At 72.0% G+C, this 17,830-nt stretch carries 21 protein-coding genes; 15 read left to right on the top strand and 6 right to left on the bottom strand.

The genetic code is table 11. From position 1 onward, the window contains the following. Positions 1-67 precede the first annotated feature (67 nt). Entirely contained in the window at positions 68-1,102 is a 1,035-nt protein-coding gene (locus Van01_RS01150; protein ID WP_203998019.1) for a helix-turn-helix domain-containing protein, read from the top strand. Here the strand turns inward: Van01_RS01150 and Van01_RS01145 are convergent. Both Van01_RS01145 and Van01_RS01140 read right to left on the bottom strand, forming a co-directional pair. After that, entirely contained in the window at positions 1,084-1,983 is a 900-nt protein-coding gene (locus Van01_RS01145; protein ID WP_203998016.1) for a ribokinase, read from the bottom strand. The genes Van01_RS01150 and Van01_RS01145 overlap by 19 nt on opposite strands. Positions 1,984-2,014: 31 nt before the next feature. Further along, positions 2,015-2,857 carry an ABC transporter ATP-binding protein gene (locus tag Van01_RS01140; protein WP_203998013.1) on the bottom strand — a complete coding sequence of 281 codons (843 nt, stop codon included), beginning with the start codon at positions 2,855-2,857 and terminating at the stop codon, positions 2,015-2,017. Between the two features lie 102 nt (positions 2,858-2,959). Here Van01_RS01140 and Van01_RS01135 point away from each other — a divergent pair, with 102 nt between their 5' ends. Next, positions 2,960-3,973 carry an ABC transporter ATP-binding protein gene (locus Van01_RS01135; RefSeq protein ID WP_203998010.1) on the top strand — a complete coding sequence of 338 codons (1,014 nt, stop codon included), beginning with the start codon at positions 2,960-2,962 and terminating at the stop codon, positions 3,971-3,973. After that, complete coding sequence (locus Van01_RS01130; RefSeq protein WP_203998007.1) at positions 3,970-4,983, top strand: ABC transporter permease subunit; 1,014 nt, start codon at positions 3,970-3,972, stop codon at positions 4,981-4,983. The genes Van01_RS01135 and Van01_RS01130 overlap by 4 nt, the downstream gene beginning before the upstream one ends. A gap of 26 nt (positions 4,984-5,009) precedes the next feature. On the opposite strand, the gene Van01_RS01125 is transcribed toward Van01_RS01130, so the two are convergent. Continuing rightward, on the bottom strand, positions 5,010-6,185 hold the full coding sequence (locus Van01_RS01125; RefSeq protein WP_203998004.1) for an ROK family transcriptional regulator: 1,176 nt from the start codon (positions 6,183-6,185) through the stop codon (positions 5,010-5,012). 167 nt (positions 6,186-6,352) lie between these two features. Here Van01_RS01125 and Van01_RS01120 point away from each other — a divergent pair, with 167 nt between their 5' ends. The 4 genes from Van01_RS01120 to Van01_RS01105 all read left to right on the top strand — a co-directional run bounded on the left by Van01_RS01120 (position 6,353) and on the right by Van01_RS01105 (position 9,578). Beyond that, positions 6,353-7,804, top strand: a complete 1,452-nt coding sequence (locus tag Van01_RS01120; protein ID WP_203998001.1) for a glycoside hydrolase family 3 N-terminal domain-containing protein — start codon at positions 6,353-6,355, stop codon at positions 7,802-7,804. Positions 7,805-7,886: 82 nt separating this feature from the next. Beyond that, a complete protein-coding gene (locus Van01_RS01115; RefSeq protein ID WP_239098801.1) occupies positions 7,887-8,426 on the top strand; it encodes a DUF4813 domain-containing protein in 540 nt (179 codons plus the stop codon). Continuing rightward, positions 8,423-8,917, top strand: a complete 495-nt coding sequence (locus tag Van01_RS01110) for a thiol-disulfide oxidoreductase DCC family protein (RefSeq protein WP_203997997.1) — start codon at positions 8,423-8,425, stop codon at positions 8,915-8,917. Before Van01_RS01115 ends, Van01_RS01110 begins: the two co-directional genes overlap by 4 nt. Continuing rightward, positions 8,880-9,578, top strand: a complete 699-nt coding sequence (locus Van01_RS01105) for a TetR/AcrR family transcriptional regulator (RefSeq protein WP_203997994.1) — start codon at positions 8,880-8,882, stop codon at positions 9,576-9,578. Before Van01_RS01110 ends, Van01_RS01105 begins: the two co-directional genes overlap by 38 nt. Before the next feature lie 196 nt (positions 9,579-9,774). On the opposite strand, the gene Van01_RS01100 is transcribed toward Van01_RS01105, so the two are convergent. Then, on the bottom strand, positions 9,775-10,434 hold the full coding sequence (locus Van01_RS01100) for a GNAT family N-acetyltransferase (protein ID WP_203998899.1): 660 nt from the start codon (positions 10,432-10,434) through the stop codon (positions 9,775-9,777). 155 nt (positions 10,435-10,589) lie between these two features. Here Van01_RS01100 and Van01_RS01095 point away from each other — a divergent pair, with 155 nt between their 5' ends. The 4 genes from Van01_RS01095 to Van01_RS01080 all read left to right on the top strand — a co-directional run bounded on the left by Van01_RS01095 (position 10,590) and on the right by Van01_RS01080 (position 12,120). Continuing rightward, positions 10,590-10,778 carry a DNA repair protein gene (locus Van01_RS01095; protein WP_203997992.1) on the top strand — a complete coding sequence of 63 codons (189 nt, stop codon included), beginning with the start codon at positions 10,590-10,592 and terminating at the stop codon, positions 10,776-10,778. A 63-nt stretch (positions 10,779-10,841) separates the two neighbouring features. Beyond that, on the top strand, positions 10,842-11,096 hold the full coding sequence (locus Van01_RS01090; RefSeq protein ID WP_203997988.1) for a type II toxin-antitoxin system VapB family antitoxin: 255 nt from the start codon (positions 10,842-10,844) through the stop codon (positions 11,094-11,096). After that, on the top strand, positions 11,096-11,515 hold the full coding sequence (locus Van01_RS01085; RefSeq protein WP_203997986.1) for a PIN domain nuclease: 420 nt from the start codon (positions 11,096-11,098) through the stop codon (positions 11,513-11,515). The genes Van01_RS01090 and Van01_RS01085 overlap by 1 nt, the downstream gene beginning before the upstream one ends. An 86-nt stretch (positions 11,516-11,601) precedes the next feature. After that, positions 11,602-12,120, top strand: a complete 519-nt coding sequence (locus Van01_RS01080) for a hypothetical protein (protein ID WP_203997983.1) — start codon at positions 11,602-11,604, stop codon at positions 12,118-12,120. 4 nt (positions 12,121-12,124) lie between these two features. Here the strand turns inward: Van01_RS01080 and Van01_RS01075 are convergent, their stop codons facing one another. Further along, on the bottom strand, positions 12,125-12,838 hold the full coding sequence (locus tag Van01_RS01075) for a Clp protease N-terminal domain-containing protein (RefSeq protein WP_203997980.1): 714 nt from the start codon (positions 12,836-12,838) through the stop codon (positions 12,125-12,127). A 193-nt stretch (positions 12,839-13,031) separates the two neighbouring features. On the opposite strand from Van01_RS01075, the gene Van01_RS01070 reads away from it, so the two are divergent. Both Van01_RS01070 and Van01_RS01065 read left to right on the top strand, forming a co-directional pair. Continuing rightward, on the top strand, positions 13,032-14,279 hold the full coding sequence (locus Van01_RS01070; RefSeq protein WP_203997977.1) for a glycoside hydrolase family 16 protein: 1,248 nt from the start codon (positions 13,032-13,034) through the stop codon (positions 14,277-14,279). Positions 14,280-14,435: 156 nt separating this feature from the next. Continuing rightward, positions 14,436-15,179: a hypothetical protein gene (locus tag Van01_RS01065; RefSeq protein WP_203997973.1), complete on the top strand. Its 744-nt coding sequence runs from the start codon at positions 14,436-14,438 to the stop codon at positions 15,177-15,179. 42 nt (positions 15,180-15,221) lie between these two features. On the opposite strand, the gene Van01_RS01060 is transcribed toward Van01_RS01065, so the two are convergent. Then, positions 15,222-15,821, bottom strand: a complete 600-nt coding sequence (locus tag Van01_RS01060) for a TetR/AcrR family transcriptional regulator (RefSeq protein ID WP_203997970.1) — start codon at positions 15,819-15,821, stop codon at positions 15,222-15,224. A 78-nt stretch (positions 15,822-15,899) separates the two neighbouring features. On the opposite strand from Van01_RS01060, the gene Van01_RS01055 reads away from it, so the two are divergent. After that, entirely contained in the window at positions 15,900-16,826 is a 927-nt protein-coding gene (locus Van01_RS01055; RefSeq protein ID WP_239098800.1) for an alpha/beta fold hydrolase, read from the top strand. Positions 16,827-16,976: 150 nt separating this feature from the next. Further along, positions 16,977-17,828 (top strand): DUF72 domain-containing protein, encoded by an 852-nt coding sequence (locus tag Van01_RS01050; protein ID WP_505745405.1) that lies wholly within the window; start codon positions 16,977-16,979, stop codon positions 17,826-17,828. Positions 17,829-17,830 lie beyond the last annotated feature (2 nt).

Genomic DNA, 17,830 nt, shown 5'->3' with positions numbered 1-17,830 from the left:
CCGATCGTCGGCCCGAGCCGGCCGGTGGACGAGTGGCGGTGACGCCGTACTCCGCTAACATCCCGCCATGGACCCGGTCGGCCGCAGCGTGGCCGTGCTCGCGTACCCCGGGATGTCGGGTTTCGAGACCGGGATCGTCACGGAGGTCTTCGGGCTGCCCCGACCGGAGCTCGACGTGCCCTGGTACGACCTGCGGCTCTGTGCCGAGCGCCCCGGCCCCGTACCGCTGCTCGGCGGTGCCAGCCTGCACAGCCCGTACGGACTCGACGTGCTGGCCGCCGCCGCGACGGTAATCGTTCCCGGGGTGCCCGACGTGCACGGCACACCGTCGCCCGGTCTGGTCGCCGCCCTGCGCCGGGCACACCGGGCCGGGGCGCGCCTGCTCTCCATCTGTTCGGGTGCCTTCGCCCTGGCCGGTGCCGGGCTGCTCGACGGCCGGCGGGCCACCACCCACTGGCGGTACGCGGACCTGCTGGCCCGCCGGTACCCCCGGGTCACGGTGGACGCCGATGTGCTGTACCTCGACGACGGCGACATCCTCACCAGCGCCGGCAGCGCCGCCGGGCTCGACCTGTGCGTGCACGTGGTACGACGTGACCACGGCGCGGTCGTGGCCAACGCGGTGGCCCGCCGGCTGGTGATCCCGCCGCATCGCGACGGCGGTCAGGCGCAGTTCATCGAGGCGCCGGTGGCTGTCGGCCCGGACGACGACCGGATCGCCGGCAGCATCGCCTGGGCGCTGGCCCACCTGGCGGAGCCGCTCACGGTGGCCCGGCTGGCCCGGCAGGCCCACATGTCGCCCCGCACCTACCTGCGGCACTTCGCGAAGGCCACCGGCACCAGCCCCATCAGGTGGCTCGTCGAGCAACGGATCCGGGCCAGCCTGGCGCTGCTGGAGACCACCGACGCGCCGATCGGGCAGATCGCGACGGCAGTCGGTTTCGACGCCCAGGTGACCTACCGGCACCACTTCACCCGGGCGATGCGGACCTCACCGTCGGCCTACCGTCGCGCGTTCCGGACCGGCGCCGACGCCCCTGCGGGTGGGCGGCGGGTGGGCCGGCCCCGCCCGGCCGAGCGAGGTCAGGGCGCGGGTACGTAGAGCTTGTCGATCTCGACCCGCTGCGGCAGCGAGACGCTCGCCCCCAGACGCCGGACGCAGGCGGCACCGGCGGCCGAGGCCCAACGGACCGCGTCCACCAGGTCACGCCCCTCGCCCCAGGCCACCGCCAGCGCACCGGTGAAGGCGTCCCCGGCAGCCGTCGAGTCGACAGTGTCCACAGTGAGCGCCGGTACGTGCACCGCCGCGCCGTCCCGGTCGCCGTACCAGGCACCCTCCGCGCCGAGCGTCAGCACCGCCCGGGGCACCAGGTCGAGCAGCGCACCCGGCTCCTCCCGACCCCGTCCGGTGTACGCCTGCGCCTCGTTCTCGTTGACCACGAGCAGGTCCACGGCGGCGAGCAGGTCCGGCGGGAGCGGGACGGCCGGCGCCGCGTTGAGCACCACCCGGGTGCCGGCGGCCCGGGCCGCCACCGCCGCGGCGGTCACCGTCTCCACCGGAATCTCCAGCTGCGCGACCAGGACGTCGGCGTCGCGCACGGCGGCGAGTTCGGCCTCGGTCAGCTCGGTGAACGAGGTGTTCGCCCCCGGGGTCACCAGGATCGCGTTCTCACCCGCCGCGTTGACCATGACCAGGGCCACCCCGGACGCGCCGTAGGTGGTACGCAGCTGGCTGGTATCGACCCCGGCGGCGGTTATCCGGGCCCGCAGGGTCACCCCGAAGGCGTCCGAGCCGATCGCGCCGAGGAAGACGCTTACGGCACCGGCCCGCGCGGCGGCGATGGCCTGGTTGGCTCCCTTGCCGCCGGGCACGGTGACGAAGTCGGTGCCGAGCCGGGTCTCCCCCGGCCGGGGCAGCGCCTCGGCGGTGGCGACCAGGTCCATGTTCGCGCTGCCCACCACCACGACGCGGGTCTGTCGCACGGCCACCTCCCGGGATCGCGCGGGCGTCGCCTCAGGCGGCGCGGGCGGTGTAGCGGTCGCCGTTGCGCTCGACGAGCAGCGGCAGCCCGAAGGTCTTGGTGAGGTTGTCGGCGGTGAGCGTGTCGTGCAGCAGGCCCTGCGCCATCACGGCACCGTCGCGCAGCAGCAGCGCATGGGTGAAGCCGGGCGGAATCTCCTCGACGTGGTGGGTGACGAGCACCAACGCCGGGGCGTCCGGGTCCTGCGCCAGGTTGGCGAGGCGGGCGACCAGATCCTCCCGGCCGCCCAGGTCCAGACCGGCCGCCGGCTCGTCGAGCAGCAGCAGCTCCGGGTCGGTCATCAGGGCCCGGGCGATCTGCGTCCGCTTGCGTTCCCCCTCCGACAGGGTGCCGTACGCCCGGTCGGCCAACCCGCTGACCCCGAGCTGGTCCAGCAGCGCCCGGGCGCGGGCCTCGTCGGCCGGGTCGTAGCTCTCCCGCCACCTGCCGACCACCGACCAGGCGGCGGTCATCACCACGTCGACGACCCGCTCCTGGGCGGGCAGCCGCTCGGCGAGCGCGGCGGTGGACAGGCCGATCCGGGTGCGCAGCTCCATGACGTCGGTGCGGCCGATCCGCTCGCCCAGCACGTGCGCGGTGCCGGTGGTCGGGTGCAGTCGCCCCGACGCGAGGTTGAGCAGGGTGGTCTTGCCGGCCCCGTTGGGCCCCAGCACCACCCAACGTTCGTCCAGCTCCACCCGCCAGTCGACGTCGTGCAGCAGGGCGGTGCCGGACCGGCGTACGGCGACGCCGTCGAGGCTGACCACCAGATCCGCGTCCACGGGCGAGGGGGCGGGTGCGGCGCCGGCGGCGCCAGGGATCAGGTCACCAGTCACCAGCCCATCCAACCACGCACCGCCGAGGTGCCCCCATGGGCGGGCGCTGCCGCCGTAGGGTGAGGCGCCGTGTCGTTGCTCACCCCGCCCGGAGGACCGCCCATGACCAGTGGGGTCATCGAGATCGAGGGTCTCCGCAAGACCTTCCACAGCCTGCGCCGCGGGCGACGGGTCGCGGTCGACGGTTTCGACCTGCTGGTCGAGGCCGGCCAAGTGCACGGCTTCCTCGGGCCGAACGGTTCGGGCAAGACCACCACACTGCGCGCCCTGCTCGGGCTGGTCCGCGCCGACGACGGACGGATGCGCGTGCTCGGGGCCAACGCGCCGGAACAGTTGCCCCAGGTCGCCGGCCGGGTCGGTGCGATCGTGGAGAGTCCGCAGTTCTACGGCAACTTCACCGGCTACCGGACGCTGCGGCTGCTCGCCCTCGCCGGCGGCGTACCAGTCGCCCGGGTCGACGAGGTGCTGGCGCAGGTCGGGCTGGCCGACCGGGGCGACGAGCGGGTCAAGGGCTACTCGCTGGGCATGAAGCAACGCCTGGCGGTGGCCTCGGCGCTGCTCAAGCGACCCGAGCTGCTGATCCTGGACGAGCCGGCGAACGGGCTCGACCCGGCGGGCATCCGGGAGATGCGGGATCTCGTCCGGTCGCTGGCGGCGAACGGTGTGACGGTACTGATCTCCAGCCACATCCTGGCCGAGATCCAGTTGATCTGCGACCACGTCACGATCATTTCGCGGGGCCGGCGGGTGACGGCAGGTCCGGTGGTGGAGGTGCTCGCCGGGTTCGACCACAACGAGCACCTGGTCCGGGTCGACGACCTGGACCGGGCCGAGGAGTTGCTGCTGGCCGCCGGGCTGACGGTCACCGGGCATGCCGACCACCTGGTGGTCAGCGGGGTGCCGGACCCGACAACGGTCAGCCGGACGCTCGGTGAGCAGGGTGTCTGGGTTCGCGAGCTGACGCCGCTGCGGCCGGATCTGGAAAGCGTCTTCCTGGAGCTGACGGGCACCCCGGCGCACCCCGGAGTTCCCCGGCAGGTCGACGGCTCCACACCGCCGGGCCAACCGACCACCGACCAGGAGATCGACCTCGGGATGCGGGGAGTGGACGCGTGAACCTGATCCGTGCCGAGGTGGAGCGGCTCAGCGCTCGCCGCTTCGTACAGCTGATGATCGTGCTGCTGATGCTGGCCTTCGGGGTGACCGCCGCGACCACCCTGGCCGGCTCGCACCAGCCCACCGCCGTCGAGCTGGCCGCGGCGCAGCGGCAGGCCACCGCGAACATCCGCGGCATGGAGCTGGAGCACGCGCGGTGCCTGGCCCGGGAGCGGGGCGAGCCGTTCCGCGACGACCCGGGTCTCTACCTGCCGTCGGACTGCTCCGAACTGGATCCGGCGCTACAGGACCGGCTACCGGTGGCGGCCGACTACCTGACCGGGGTGTTCACCTTCACCCGGCAGGCCGAGCCGCTGCTCTACTTCCTGGTCGCGTACCTGGTGCTCTTCGGGTTCCTGGTCGGCGCCTCGTACATCGGCGCCGACCTGAACTCCGGCGGAGTGGTCAACCTGCTGCTGTGGCGACCGCGCCGGCTGACGGTGCTCGGCACCAAACTCGGCACGCTGCTCGGTACGGTGCTCACCGTCTCGGTGCTCGCCTCGCTGGCCTATCTGGTCACCTTCTGGGTGATCGCGCAGATCGCCGGCTATCCCGGCCCGACGAACGCGGCCTTCTGGGCCGAGTTGGGTGCGATCTGGGGTCGTGGGTTGACGCTCGTGCTGCTCGCGGCGGCGATCGGCTTCGCCATCGCGACGATGGGACGGCACACCGCGGCGGCCCTCGGCGCGGTGGCCGCGTACCTGGTGGTGTGGGAGCTGGGCGGGCGGATCGTGTTGCAGATCCTCGAGGTGGCCCGGCCCGACCAGCTCATGCTCGCCAGCTACGTCGGCGCGTGGCTGGCCGGGGAGGTCAGGTTCTGGGACAGCACCGCCTGCCGGACCGTCACGAGCGGCTACTGCGACGGCAGCTACACGCTGACCTGGCAACCCGCCCTGGTGGTGCTCCTGCTGCTCACCGCCGGCCTCGCCGCCTCCGCATTCGCCCTCTTCCGCCGCCGCGACCTGCTCTGACCCACCCCGCTCCCGAGGATCTGGGGTCAGGCGATCGTGGAGCCGAAGACCTCGTCGCGGACGGCGTCGAGGGCGGTGCGGAGGGCACCGTGCAGGATCGGCTCCTCGGTCAGGCCGGTGGGCACCACCCGGGGGCGCACCAGAGTGATCGCGGCGACCTCGTGCTGCACCCGCTCGGCCAGGGCCGCCCCGCCGGCCTGGCCCACCTCCCCGGCGAGCACCACGAGCGGCGGGTCCAGCACCACGCAGGTGCTCGCCACGCCGAGGGCGAGCCGGCGGGCCACCTCGTCGAGCATCGGTCCCCCCGAGGTGCCGTCGGCGATGGCGGCCCGGACCGCGTCGGCGGCGGCACCGTCCGGGTAGCCGTGTTCCCGGGCCAGGGCACGGATCGCGTCGGCGCCGGCCAACTGCTGGAAGGCCGGCTTCGCCCGGCGCGAGACGTCGCGCGGGATGGGTGCGCCCGGCACCGGCAGGTAGCCGATCTCACCTGCGGCACCGCTGCTGCCGTGATGCAACCGACCGCCCAGCACGATCGCCAGACCGACGCCAGCGCCCACCCAGACCAGGACGAAGTCCGACAGGCCCTGGGCCGAGCCGGACTGCGCCTCGGCCACCGCGGCGAGGTTCACGTCGTTCTCGAAGACGACAGGGGTGTCCAGGTCGTCGCGGAGCGCGGCGAGCAGCCCGCGGTGCCAGCGGGGCAGGTTGTACGCGAAGGTGATGTCCCCGGTGCCCGGGTCGACCAGACCGGGGGTGCCGAGCACGATCCGGCGTACGCTCGACAGCTGCGCTCCGGCGCTGCCGGCCACCCGGACGACCGCGTTGTGCACCACGCCCACCGGGTCGTCGGTGTCCTGGGTGGACTGCTCGACCCGGCCGATGACGGCACCCGTGATGTCGGCGCAGGCGGCCACCACCCGCTCCGGGCCCACGTCCACGCCGACCACATGGGCGCTGCCGGGCCGTACGGCGTAGAGCTGGGCGTTCGGCCCCCGACCGCCGGCCTGCTCGCCGACCCGGGCGACAAGCCCACGTTCCTCCAGCCGCTCCACCAGTTGCGAGGCGGTGACCTTGGACAGGCCGGTCAGCTCGCCGATCCGGGCCCGGGTCAGTGGCCCGCGCTCCAGCAGCAGTTCCAGCGCCGCACGGTCGTTGAGGGCCCGCAACAGACGTGGGGTGCCGGGCAGCCGGGTCGCGCTCATGCCATCTGTCCTCAAGTATTAGTAAACTTTGCTAACCTTTAAGCTTTTAAGTAACTGTAGACCGACAGGCGAACGGGTAAGCCGTAGCGTATCGGCCACGTGGGAACGCGACCCTCCACCGACCCGGTACGAGATCCTCGCCGGCCGGCATCGAGAGGAGAGAGTACGTGGGGCTGGATCCAGGACTGCGCCGACTGGCGCTCGGCACCCTGCTGGCCGCGTACCCGGGGCCGATCCCGCCGGACTGGGCAGTGGATCTGGTCGCCGACGGGCTCGCCGGGCACACCCTGTTCGGCAGCAACGTCCACCAGCCGGCGCAGGTGTCGGCCAGCACCACGGCGTTGCGCGCCGCCCGGCCCGACGTGCTCATCGCCATCGACGAGGAGGGCGGCGACGTGACCCGGCTGGCGCACGCCACAGGCAGCCCGTACCCGGGCAACGCCGCGCTCGGCACGGTCGGCGACCTGGCCCTCACCCGCCAGGTCTACCAGGCCATCGGTGCCGAACTGGCAAGCCTCGGCATCACCGTCGACCTCGCCCCGACCGTCGACGTCAACACCGCCGACGACAACCCGATCATCGGCACCCGGTCCTTCGGTGCCGACCCGGTGACCGTCGCCGCACACGCCGCCGCCGCGACCACCGGGCTCCAGGCCGCCGGGGTGGCGGCCTGCGCCAAGCACTTCCCGGGCCACGGGGCGACGGTGACCGACTCCCACCACGAACTGCCCACCGTGGACGTCACGCCCGACCTGTTGCGCCGCCGGGACCTGCCCCCGTTCGCCGCGGTGGTCGCCGCCGGGGCCAGGGCGGTGATGACCGCACACATCCGGGTACCCGCGCTGACCGGCGACGGGCCGGCCACGTTCAGCCGTACCGTGCTGGTGGACCTGCTGCGCCACGAGTACGGCTTCGACGGCGTGGTCGTCACCGACGCGCTGGAGATGAAGGGCGCGGCCCTGGCCGCCGGTGGTGTCGCCCCCGGCGCGGTACGCGCCCTGGCCGCCGGCGCCGACCTGCTCTGCGTCGGCGCCACTGTCGACGCCGACCTGGTCGAGCGGGTCGCCGCCGAGATCGTGACCGCACTCGGCGACGGCCGGCTGGAGCGGGCCCGCGTCGAACAGGCCGCCGGCCGCACCGCGGAACTCGCCGCCTGGACCCGGACCGCCGGCCGCGCCGCGGTCAGCCCCAGTGACCTGGGGTACGCGGCGGCCCGCCGAGCCGTGCGGGTGGAGGGTGTGCCGACCGGACTGGACCGGTCGCTCGTGGTGCACCTACACGCCACCTCCACGATCGCCGAGGGCCGGGTGCCGTGGGGACTCGGACCACACCTCAACGGCGCCGAACAGATCCGGGTGGTGGCCGCCGTCACCGACCCGGCCGACCTGCGCCGACGCGCCGGTGACCGCCCGATCGTCCTGGTCGGCCGCCACCTGCACCGGCTACCCGGCGGCCCGGAGCTGGCAACCGCGCTGGCCGCCACGCATCCGGTGGCCGTGGTGGAGATGGGCTGGCCGGCCACCTGGCGGCCGGACGGCGTGCGGGCCTTCGTCACCACCTACGGGGCGAGCCACGCCAACGGCCGCGCCGCTGCCGAGGTGCTCGGTCTGACCGGCTGACACCAGCCCATCTTGAACGCGTTCAATTTCTGCCGTACGCTGACGTCCATCAAGTTGAACGCGTTCAAGATGGGGCCTTAACATGGACATCAAGGTCTGGATGTACCTGGTCTACCTGGCAGTCAGCATCGGCCTGACCGTCTGGGTGGCGCGGGCGCTCACTCGCAACGGGCTGGTCTTCCTCGATGAGGTGTTCGCCGACGAGCGGCTGGCCCGGGCGGTGAACAACCTGCTCGTGGTCGGCTTCTACCTGCTCAACCTCGGCTACGTCACGGTGGCGATGCGGCACTCCGGGTCGGTCGGCTCGACGAGCGTCGCGATGGAGGAACTCTCGTTGAAGATCGGGCTGGTGCTGCTCGTGCTCGGCGCCCTGCACTTCTTCAACGTCTTCGCCCTGGGCCGGTACCGGCGGAACCGACTGCGCCAGCTCGCCACCCATCCGCCCCTGGCTCCGGTCGGTCGGCTCCCGATGCAGCACGCCTACCCGCCCGTGCCGCACGGCCCGCGCACCGGACCCGCACCCGGCCAAGGCAACCCACCGGCCGTACCCGGCCAGGGCAACCCACCCGCCGCGCCGGGCCAGGGAAACCCGCCGGCCGCGCCCACGCCGCCAGCCCGATGACAACGCCAGGTCGGGGCGGGTCGGAGGGACTGCCGGATGCCACCGCACACGGGGGCGGTGGCATCCGGCGCCTCACCGTCCTCTACGACGCGCACTGCCCACTGTGCCGGGCCGCACGCGGCTGGCTGGCGTCGCGGGCCCAGCTCGTACCGCTGGAGTTTGTGCCAGCCGGTTCGGTGACCGCCCGGCTGCGCTTCCCGGGCCTCGACCACGACGCGACTCTGCGCGATCTCACGGTGATCGCCGACACCGGCGAGGTGTACGCGGGCGACGGCGCCTGGTTCGCGTGCCTGTGGGCACTCGCCGACCACCGGGAGACAGCCCAACGCCTCGCCCGCCCGCACCTGCTGCCGCTGGCCCGGCGGGTGGTGGCCGCCGCCTCCGCGGTACGCGAACGGGTCCGTGAGCCGTCGTCGGAGCCGACCGGCGGCACGGCGGGATACGGTGACCGGAATGACCGACCAGACTGTGCCGACGACCGCTGCGGGTGAGGCGGCGACCGCCCGGGGCGAGCAGACGCGTCAGCTGATCCTGGAGACCGCGATGCGGTTGTTCCGCGAGCGTGGTTACGCCCGCACCACGATGCGCGCCATCGCGACGGAGGCCGGGGTGGCGGTCGGCAACGCCTACTACTACTTCCAGTCGAAGGAACACCTGATCCAGGAGTTCTACGCCCGGACGCAGACGGAGCACCGGGCGGCGGCACAGCCGGTGCTCGACCGCGAATCCGACTTCGCCGCCCGGCTGGCCGGAGTGCTGCACGCGGGCATCGACGTGCTGACGCCGTCGCACGAGTTCGCGGCAAGCTTCTTCAAGACCGCCGCGGAGCCCACCTCGCCGCTGAGCCCGTTCTCCGCGGAGTCCTCCGGGCCCCGGGAGGCATCCATCGACCTCTACGCCGAGGTGCTCACCGGCTCGACCGCCAAGGTCGACGCGGAACTGCGTCCGCAACTGCCCGAGCTGCTCTGGCTCGCCTACATGGGAGTGGTGCTCTTCTGGGTCTACGACCGCTCCCCGGGGCAGACCCGGACCCGGCGACTGATCGACGGCGCGGTGCCGCTTGTCGACCGGCTGGTGAAGCTGTCGCGGCTACGCGTGCTGCGGCCGGTGACCCAACAGGTCGTCAGCCTGATTCACACCCTGCGTCACTGACCGAAGCGGACCGAGCGACACGCTTATCCGCAGGTCAAGTCCACAATTGGACAGCAACGAGACAGTGGCGGCGGCTTGCCGAGCGGGTTCTCGATACGTAGCGTGATCGGCACTGGAGCTTCACGCGGACCTGGGGGGAGGCTGCGGACCGTGGATCCGGCCCGGGATCCACGGTCCGCGCCCTGCCGGTGAGCGGTCAGCTCGGGTAGACGCCGTAGGACCGCCAGCCACGGTCGGGGAAGCCGGCCGCCTCCGCGACCCGCGCCGAGGCGCCGTTGCGCCGGTCGTGCAGATAGGTGGGCACCGCACCGTCGTCGAGCACCCGACGGGCGGCCTGGGCCACCAGACGCCGGGCCAGGCCGCGCCCCCGGGCCGCCGGGACGGTGCCCACCGCCAACTCGTGTCCGTGCCGGTCATGCCGCTTGATCCCGACGCCGGCCAGGTAGCGGCCCCGGTGGTCGCGCACGATGAGCACCGACCTGTCGAACAGGCGCAGCCAGGAGGGCAGACCAGCGGTGGTGGGCGGTACCCATTCACCGACCTCCGGCAGCGCCGTCGGCGTCACACTCCACCGAAACACGTCGTCGTGCACCGCCCAGCCGGGATATCCGACAGCCGAGGGCAGGGCGCTCAGCAGACCATCCGGATGGCGCGCCAGGTCGCGCACGGCCGCCACCCGGTCGGGTGCCACGGAGAGCACGCCGCTGCCTCCGGCGTGAACCGCGATGGCAGGACGCGGCCGGCCGTCCCAGGCGGGTCCGGTGCGCCGCCCGGACCCGACCACGTGCAGGCCCGGGCCGGCCGGCCACTGTCCCAGCCAGGTCGCCAGGTGCAGGTGGAGCCGCCGGTCGAGCATCAACACCTCCGGGTCCGTCACCGCCGACGCCGCTCACCGTACGACGGCGCGGTGAGTTCGGCGGGTAGGTGGGGGTGATCCGGGGAACCTTAACGATCGATCGACCGTCATATCCATTTCCATACATGGACAACTTTCTTTGGAACGGTGGGGGTATGCCGAAACAGCCGCAGGACCGTTATCAGCAGGACACCGGGTGCGCCTGGCGCGGCCTCGGAGCCACAGGCCGGTTCCCGGCTCAGGCTCCGTACCAGGGTCACCGCACCCTTCCCGGCGCGCTCTCCTGGTGCGAGCTGAACAGCCTGCCGGCCGGTGCCGTACGTCACCACCTGAACCCCCAATGACGCACCAACTCGGCTGCGAACTTGGTGCGTCGATGCATGGGAGTTGAATGTACGATTCGGCACATGACACGCATCACCGTGGACGTCAACGACGAGTGGCTTGAGGCCGCCCGGGAGGTGCTCGGCACCGACACCAAGGTGGCGACCATCAACGCCGCCCTGCACGCCTTCGCCCTGCGCCGCCAGGCGCGGGAAATAGTCGCCGCGTTCGATCAGGTCGAGATGGACTTCACCGGCTCCGGCGAGGGGTGGCACTACGGCGGCGGCCGGGATCTCGGTCGACTCGTCGAGGATGCTCGTGACGTCGAGGCCGCGTGATGGCGGGAGCTGTCTACCTCGCCGACACCTCGGTCTTCGTGCTTCAGGGGAGGCACCCGGCCGTCCGACGCCGGTTCGAGACGCTGCTGGCCGAGGGGCGGCTGGCGGCCTGCCACATGGCCGCTCTCGAGTTTCTCAACAACGCTCCCCACCCGAAGGGATACGAGATCCTGTGGCAGGCATTGCGCGGCCACCGATGGATGGATGTGACGGCCGAGGCGATGGACCGTGCTCTCGCGGTGCACCGCATGCTCGCGGCGGACAGCCAGCACCGCAACTTCCGGCTACCCGATCTGGTGATCGCGGCGACCGCGGAGGTGCACGGCGCGACAGTGCTGCACTACGACGCCGACTACGACCGGATAGCCGCGATCACCGGTCAGCCGACCGAGTGGGTGGCGCGCCGAGGAAGTCTCTAGCGCGGCGAGCCAGCGCGCGCTTTCGCACACCTGTCGGGTAACGTCTGCTGGTCCTTCGACGGGTCACGACAGGAGCTGGCACATCCATGGGCAAGAAGACGATCCACGTCTCCGACTTCAGCGGCACGGTGCTGGGTGCCGACGACGAGGCCGTCCGCGTCGTCGTGCTGGAGCACCCTGACCTGGTGGCCGGGCCCGTGCAACTGGACGCCACCCCGGTGGAGGTGGAGAGCATCGACGACGCGGCGCTTGACGTGGCGGTGGTCGAGATCCACGACCGGCACGGCCACGGCGAGCCGCGGCGGGTGGTGCTGACCGCCAGCGAGTTCGACGCGATGGCCACCGACGTGCCGATGGCGCAGTTGCTGAAGACCGCGGAGCGGGTCCGCCCGCCGAAGACCCGCCGCGGCGCCGAGAAGATCGACTACGGCACCATCGAGCATGCGGGCCGGCCGCACCGGGGGCGGGTCACCGAGGAGGAGGGCCGGCTGGTGCGGGAACGACTCGACGAGGTGAACAAGCGCCTCGCCGACGCCGGGCTACGCCAGATCGACCCGGCCGATCCGGAGCACGCCGCCCGGTACGGCTTCCCCGTCGAGTCCTGATCGGCTACTCGAAAGTCCGCAGTTTGGCCAGGGCCGCCGCGATGTTCGCCTCGGTGGCGGCCTTGTCCACACCGAGGCCGGTGAGCACGCCCTCGCCGTTCTCCTGCTCCAGCAGGGCCAGCAGGATGTGCTCGGTGCCGATGTAGTTGTGCCCGAGCCGCAGCGCCTCACGGAAGGTCAGCTCCAGGGCCTTCTTGCCGGCGGCGTCGTACGGGATCAGGTCCGGGACCTTGTCCGAGGATGGCGGCAGCGCCGCCGTGGCGGCCTCGCGCACGGCTTCCACCGACACACCGCTGGCAGCCAACGCCCGGGCGGCGAGCGCCTCCGGCTCGGCCAGCAGGCCGAGCACCAGGTGCGCCGGGGAGATCTCGGCGTTACCGGCGGCCTTCGCCTCGTTCTGCGAGGCCATCACCACGTTGCGGGCGCGTGGGGTGAACCGCTGGAAGCCTTCCTGCGGATCCAACGCCGAGGCCACGAAGCGCTTCTGGGCGGCCTGCTTGCTCACCCCCATGCTGCGACCGATCTCGGTCCAGGACGCCCCGGAGCGGCGGGCCTGGTCCACGAAGTGGCCGATCAGGTGGTCGGCGACCTCACCGATGTGGTCGGCCACGATCACCGCGTCGGAGAGCTGGTCGAGCGCGTCGGAGTGAGCCTGCTTGATGGCCTGGATCAGATCGTCGAGTCGGACCGGGTTGTTCATCTGGACGGGTTCAGTCATGCGTCAACTCTAGGTTGACGATTCCCGTCCGTCAACCGGAGGTTGACGATCACCGTCGCGCCAGCGCCGGCCGATGATCGCTGTTAACAACCTTGACTAATCTTGTCGAAATCGACAGACTCGGATTTGGAGAGCGCTCTCCACCCCCGCCTCGCCAGCGCAGCCGTCCCTCCACCCCCGAGGAGATCCCATCGTGTACGCCATCTCCCGCAGCCTCCGGCGGGCAGCCGCCGCCCTGAGCGCGGCCCTCGTGGCCAGCGCACTCCTGCTACCCGTGCAGACCGCACCGGCCGCCGCCGCGATCGGCGGAATCACCTGGCAGGACGAGTTCAACTCGCCGGCCGGCACCCCCGTCGACCAGTCCAAGTGGCGCTTCGACATCGGCGGTCACGGCTGGGGCAACAACGAACGGCAGTACTACACGAACAGCACGAGCAACGCGGTGCACGACGGGCAGGGCAACCTGGTCATCACCGCCCGCCGGGAGAACCCGGCCAACTACCAGTGCCACTACGGTCGGTGTGAGTACACCTCGGCCCGGCTGCTGACCGCGGCCACCTTCAGTCAGGCGTACGGCCGGTTCGAGGCGCGCATCAAGATCCCCCGAGGTCAGGGCATCTGGCCGGCGTTCTGGATGCTCGGCAACGACTTCGGCAACGTCGGCTGGCCGGCCTCCGGCGAGATCGACATCATGGAGAACGTCGGGCGGGAACCGAACACCGTGCACGGCACCATCCACGGGCCGGGCTACTCCGGCGGTGGCGGGATCACCGGCAGCCGCACCATCGGGCAGCCGCTGGCGGACACCTTCCACACCTACCGGGTGGACTGGGAGCCGAACATCATCCGCTGGTACCTCGACGGATCGGAGTTCTTCCGGGTCGACCCGAGCCGACTCGGCGGCAACCGCTGGGTCTTCGACCACCCGTTCTTCATGATCCTCAACGTGGCGGTCGGCGGTAACTGGCCCGGCTACCCCGACGGCAGCACCCAGTTCCCGCAGCAGATGCTCGTCGACTACGTGCGGGTCTCCAGCTACGTCCCGGACGGCAACACCGGCACCACCCGGATCCGGGGGCAGCAGAGCGGCAGGTGTATCGACATTCCCAGCGCGAACCCGGTCGACGGAGCGCCGTTGCAGATCTGGGACTGCAACACCACTGCCGCCCAGGCCTGGACCTTCGCCGCCGACGGCACCATCCGGGCGATGGGCAAGTGCATGGACCCGGCCTGGGCCGGCACCGCCAACGGCACCGAGGTCAACCTGGTCACCTGCAACGGCAACCCGGCGCAACGGTTCACCCTCAACGCCGCCGGTGACCTGGTCAACCTCAACGCGAACCGCTGCGTCGACGTCCGCGACAACAACCCGAACAACGGCGGCCGGCTGCAACTGTGGGACTGCGCCGGCACGCCCAACCAGAAGTGGTCCCGAGCCTGACGTCACCCGCCACCAGACCCGGCTCGGCGCGGGAACCGGGCAGCGCCCGCAAGCACGTCGGGCGCTGCCCGCGGTGAGCCCGCCGGGCGTGCCGCGCGTAAGAGTCGGTGACAGGCGGGTAGTAACCCGTGCGGTCATCGATGTACGGGAGGCGACGTGGAGAACGCTCAGACGGCCGGCGGGCGGCGGTTGTGGTGGTGGCTCGGGGCGATCCTGCTGGTCGTGGTGGTCGTGGTGGTGGCCACCTGGACGTGGGTGACGGTCCGGGGTGACGGCCGCGACGGACACGTCGTCACCGGCGCCGCCGGCGACCTGCGGGAGGCCACCTTCGTGCTGCTCGACGGCGCCGACGTGGTCCGGATGGGCACCGCCGACCTCGGCGCGGACGCGTACCGGGTGTCCACCCCCCGCGACGCGAGCGTCCGGCCCGCGGTCTCGCTCACCGACGGGAGTCTGCTGACCAGCCTGCGCGGCACCGACCGGGACGGCCCGGCGGTGGTGGAGGTGGTGCTTGCCGAGTCGGTCCGCTGGCACGTCCGACTCAACGGCGGGGCCAAGGAGCAGCACCTCGACCTGCGCGGCGCGCGGGTCGGCGACGTCGAGTTCACCGCTGGCGCGAACCGGATCGAACTGACGCTGCCCGCACCGGAGGGGACGCAGCGGACAGTGCTCGGCGGCGGGGCGAGCCAGGTCGTCGTCCACCTGGCCGGGGACGCTCCCGTGCAGGTACGCGCCGGTGGCGGCGCCGGTTCGGTCACCGTCGACGGCACCACCCACTCGGGGGTGGCCGGCGGAACGACTTTCACCCCGCCAGCGTGGAACTCCGCGACGGACCGTTACGACATCGACGCCGCCGGCGGCGTCTCCTCCGTCACCGTCGACCGCACCGCCGCCGGCTGAGCATCCGCAGACGCGGCTTGCTCGTCGCCGCCGACCGGAGAGTCAGGCGTCGAACAACTGGTCCAGCTGATAGTGCAACAGGGCGATCGCAGCCTCCGCCCCGCGCATGTTCGCCATCACGCTGTCGGCCAGGCCGGTCGCCAGCGCCAGCAGGTTGCCCGCCTCGGCGCCGACGTCCCGGGCCGAGGAAAGCTCACCGGCCTGCTGCGCGTCGGCCAGCAGCGCACGGAGCACGTTTTCCAGCTCCCCGGAACCTCGGGTGTAGGAGAGCTCGGCCAGCGCCGGATCGGTCAGGGCCAGGGCGTGGTAGGCGGCGAAGACGGTGTACGAGGCGCGTTGCTGCTCGTCGACGGGGATGAGCTGCACCAACCAGGCGTACAGGCGGTCGCGGACACCGGCTGTCGCGCTGGCCTCCAGCCCGGCGTCGATCCGCCGGCCGACCGCCTCGGCCTGGTGTTGCAGCCCCGCGAAGAGCAGTTGCTCCTTGGTGTGGAAGTAGTACTGCACGGTGCTGACCGAGACGCCCGCCTCGGCCGCGACCGTCCGCATGCTCGCGGCGTGCAGACCTCGACTCGCCGCGATGCGCAGGAGCGCGGCGACGATCAGGGCCCGCCGTTCCTCGTGGTCGGCCAGCTTCGGCATGCGCCACATCACCCTTCCCGCTTTGATGGTACGACTGTACTGTACGGTCGTACTATCAAAACGCAGAGGGGAGGCCCGGTGACAGCCACCAGAGATCCCGGCGTCGGACGGTTCGTCAACGACCAGGCACGAGAGAGATTCCTCCAGGCGTACGACGTGGCGATGCGGTCCTGGCCGCAGCCCCGACAGGAGTTCGACGTCGAGACGAGCTTCGGGACCGTCCACGTGCACCGCCACGGTGCCGGGCCTGGCGCACCTGTGGTGCTGCTGCACGGTGCCCAGGGCAACTCCTCGAACTGGTATCCGCAGGTCGCCGCGCTCGGCGAGCACCACCCGGTCTACGCACTGGACACCATCGACGACCCGGGACGCAGCGTGCAACGGCGTCCGGTGGTGGGCTCGGCCGAGAGCGCCGCCTGGCTCGACGAGACGCTCGCCGCTCTCGACCTGAGCGACGTGCACCTGGTCGGGATGTCGTACGGCGGCTTCCTGGCGCTGGCCGTGGCCGTGCACCGACCCGACCGGTTGGCGTCGGTCACCCTGCTCGACCCGGGCGGCCTCCAGAAGGTCCCGGTCAAGTTCTACGCCAACGTCCTCGCGGGTGCCCTGGCCACGTTGGCGCCGCGCCGCACCCGGGCCTGGTTCGCCCACCGGCTGGCCAACCACGCGCTCATCGAGTCTGCCGAGCAACTGGCCCCCGTCATGATCGCCGCGCGGCACTGGCGGACCCGTCGTCCTGCCGCCCGCCGGTTCGACGACGACGAGCTGCGGGCGATCCGGGTACCGGTGCTGCTCCTGGTGGCCGAGCGCAGTTCGCTGCTACGACCACGGCAGGCGGTGGCCCGGGCCCGGGCGCTGATTCCGTCGGTGCGGGCGGAGCTCGTGCGCGGTGCCGGTCACGGTCTCTCGCTTGAGCGTCCCGAGCTGGTCAACAGGCGCGTCCTCGACTTCATCGCCGACCGCACGTCGGACGGCGCCGTCGGACGCGACAAGCCCGGCCGGTGACGGCGCAGGGCGGCGTCGGGCGACCCGCCCGGGCTCGTGCCGACGCCCGCCCGCCGTCCGGCAACCGGCCTCCGGATACGGTACGTCCGATCGCCCGCCGCTCAGCGGGAACGACTGCGGTGTACCGAGGCTGGAGGGGCCGGCGTGGCCATGCGACTGCACGTCGGGTGTGCGATGTGGACCCACCGGTCGTGGCAGGGCAGACTGCTCCCCCATCCCCTGTCGGCGCAGGAGCGGCTACGGCACTATGCCGGCTGGTGCGACGCGGTCGAGGGCAACACCACCTTCTACGCCACCCCGGCCCGCGAGACGGTCGCCTCCTGGGCGGAGCAGACCGACCCTGATTTCCGCTTCGTGGTCAAGCTGCCGAAGGTGGTCACCCACGAACGCCGCCTCACCGACGTGGACAGGCCGATGCGCGCCTTCCTCGACGCGATCGAGCCACTCGGCTCCCGGGCGTACGCCCTCTGGGTCCAGTTGCCCGGCTCCTTCGGCCCGGACGACGTACCCACGCTCGCCCGGTTTCTGCGCCGCCTGCCCGCCGCCCACCGACCCGCCGTGGAGGTGCGCGATCCGGCGTTCTTCACCGACCCCCGCGCGACCCGGCTGCTGGAGACGACGCTCGCCGAGACCGACGCCGAGTGGATCCCGTTCGACACCACCGTGTTCTTCGCCGAGCCGCCGACAAGCGACGCCGAGCGCGACGCGTGGACGAAGAAACCCAGGATGCCGCCACGTACGGTGGCACTCACCGACCGGCCGATCATCCGTTACCTCGGCCGCGACGATCCGGAGCGCACCGTCGAGGGCTGGCGGCAGTGGGTGGACCTGACCGTGGACTGGCTGCACCAGGGCCGGTCGCCCACCGTCTTCATCCACACCCCGGACAACGCCGACGCGCCGACCCTGGCCCGCCGGTTCCATGACGAGGTACGCGCCCGGGTACCCGGGTTGGCGCCGCTGCCCGACCCGATCCCGGTCGAGCCCACCACCCTCTTCTGACT

The organism is Micromonospora andamanensis, assembly GCF_016863495.1.
Classification (GTDB): Bacteria; Actinomycetota; Actinomycetes; order Mycobacteriales; family Micromonosporaceae; genus Micromonospora; species Micromonospora andamanensis.
This window is presented reverse-complemented; position numbering and strand designations above follow the sequence as displayed.

Bases quoted from the DNA above. Each gene is read 5' to 3' on its own strand.
- Van01_RS01100 (WP_203998899.1), bottom strand. From the start codon at position 10,434: ATGCTCGACCGGCGGCTCCACCTGCACCTGGCGACCTGGCTGGGACAG.
- Van01_RS01085 (WP_203997986.1), top strand. From the start codon at position 11,096: ATGGCGGGAGCTGTCTACCTCGCCGACACCTCGGTCTTCGTGCTTCAG.
- Van01_RS01110 (WP_203997997.1), top strand. From the start codon at position 8,423: ATGACAACGCCAGGTCGGGGCGGGTCGGAGGGACTGCCGGATGCCACC.
- Van01_RS01080 (WP_203997983.1), top strand. From the start codon at position 11,602: ATGGGCAAGAAGACGATCCACGTCTCCGACTTCAGCGGCACGGTGCTG.
- Van01_RS01050 (WP_505745405.1), top strand. From the start codon at position 16,977: ATGCGACTGCACGTCGGGTGTGCGATGTGGACCCACCGGTCGTGGCAG.
- Van01_RS01105 (WP_203997994.1), top strand. From the start codon at position 8,880: ATGACCGACCAGACTGTGCCGACGACCGCTGCGGGTGAGGCGGCGACC.
- Van01_RS01060 (WP_203997970.1), bottom strand. From the start codon at position 15,821: ATGCCGAAGCTGGCCGACCACGAGGAACGGCGGGCCCTGATCGTCGCC.
- Van01_RS01075 (WP_203997980.1), bottom strand. From the start codon at position 12,838: ATGACTGAACCCGTCCAGATGAACAACCCGGTCCGACTCGACGATCTG.
- Van01_RS01095 (WP_203997992.1), top strand. From the start codon at position 10,590: ATGCCGAAACAGCCGCAGGACCGTTATCAGCAGGACACCGGGTGCGCC.
- Van01_RS01115 (WP_239098801.1), top strand. From the start codon at position 7,887: ATGGACATCAAGGTCTGGATGTACCTGGTCTACCTGGCAGTCAGCATC.
- Van01_RS01135 (WP_203998010.1), top strand. From the start codon at position 2,960: ATGACCAGTGGGGTCATCGAGATCGAGGGTCTCCGCAAGACCTTCCAC.
- Van01_RS01150 (WP_203998019.1), top strand. From the start codon at position 68: ATGGACCCGGTCGGCCGCAGCGTGGCCGTGCTCGCGTACCCCGGGATG.
- Van01_RS01090 (WP_203997988.1), top strand. From the start codon at position 10,842: ATGACACGCATCACCGTGGACGTCAACGACGAGTGGCTTGAGGCCGCC.
- Van01_RS01125 (WP_203998004.1), bottom strand. From the start codon at position 6,185: ATGAGCGCGACCCGGCTGCCCGGCACCCCACGTCTGTTGCGGGCCCTC.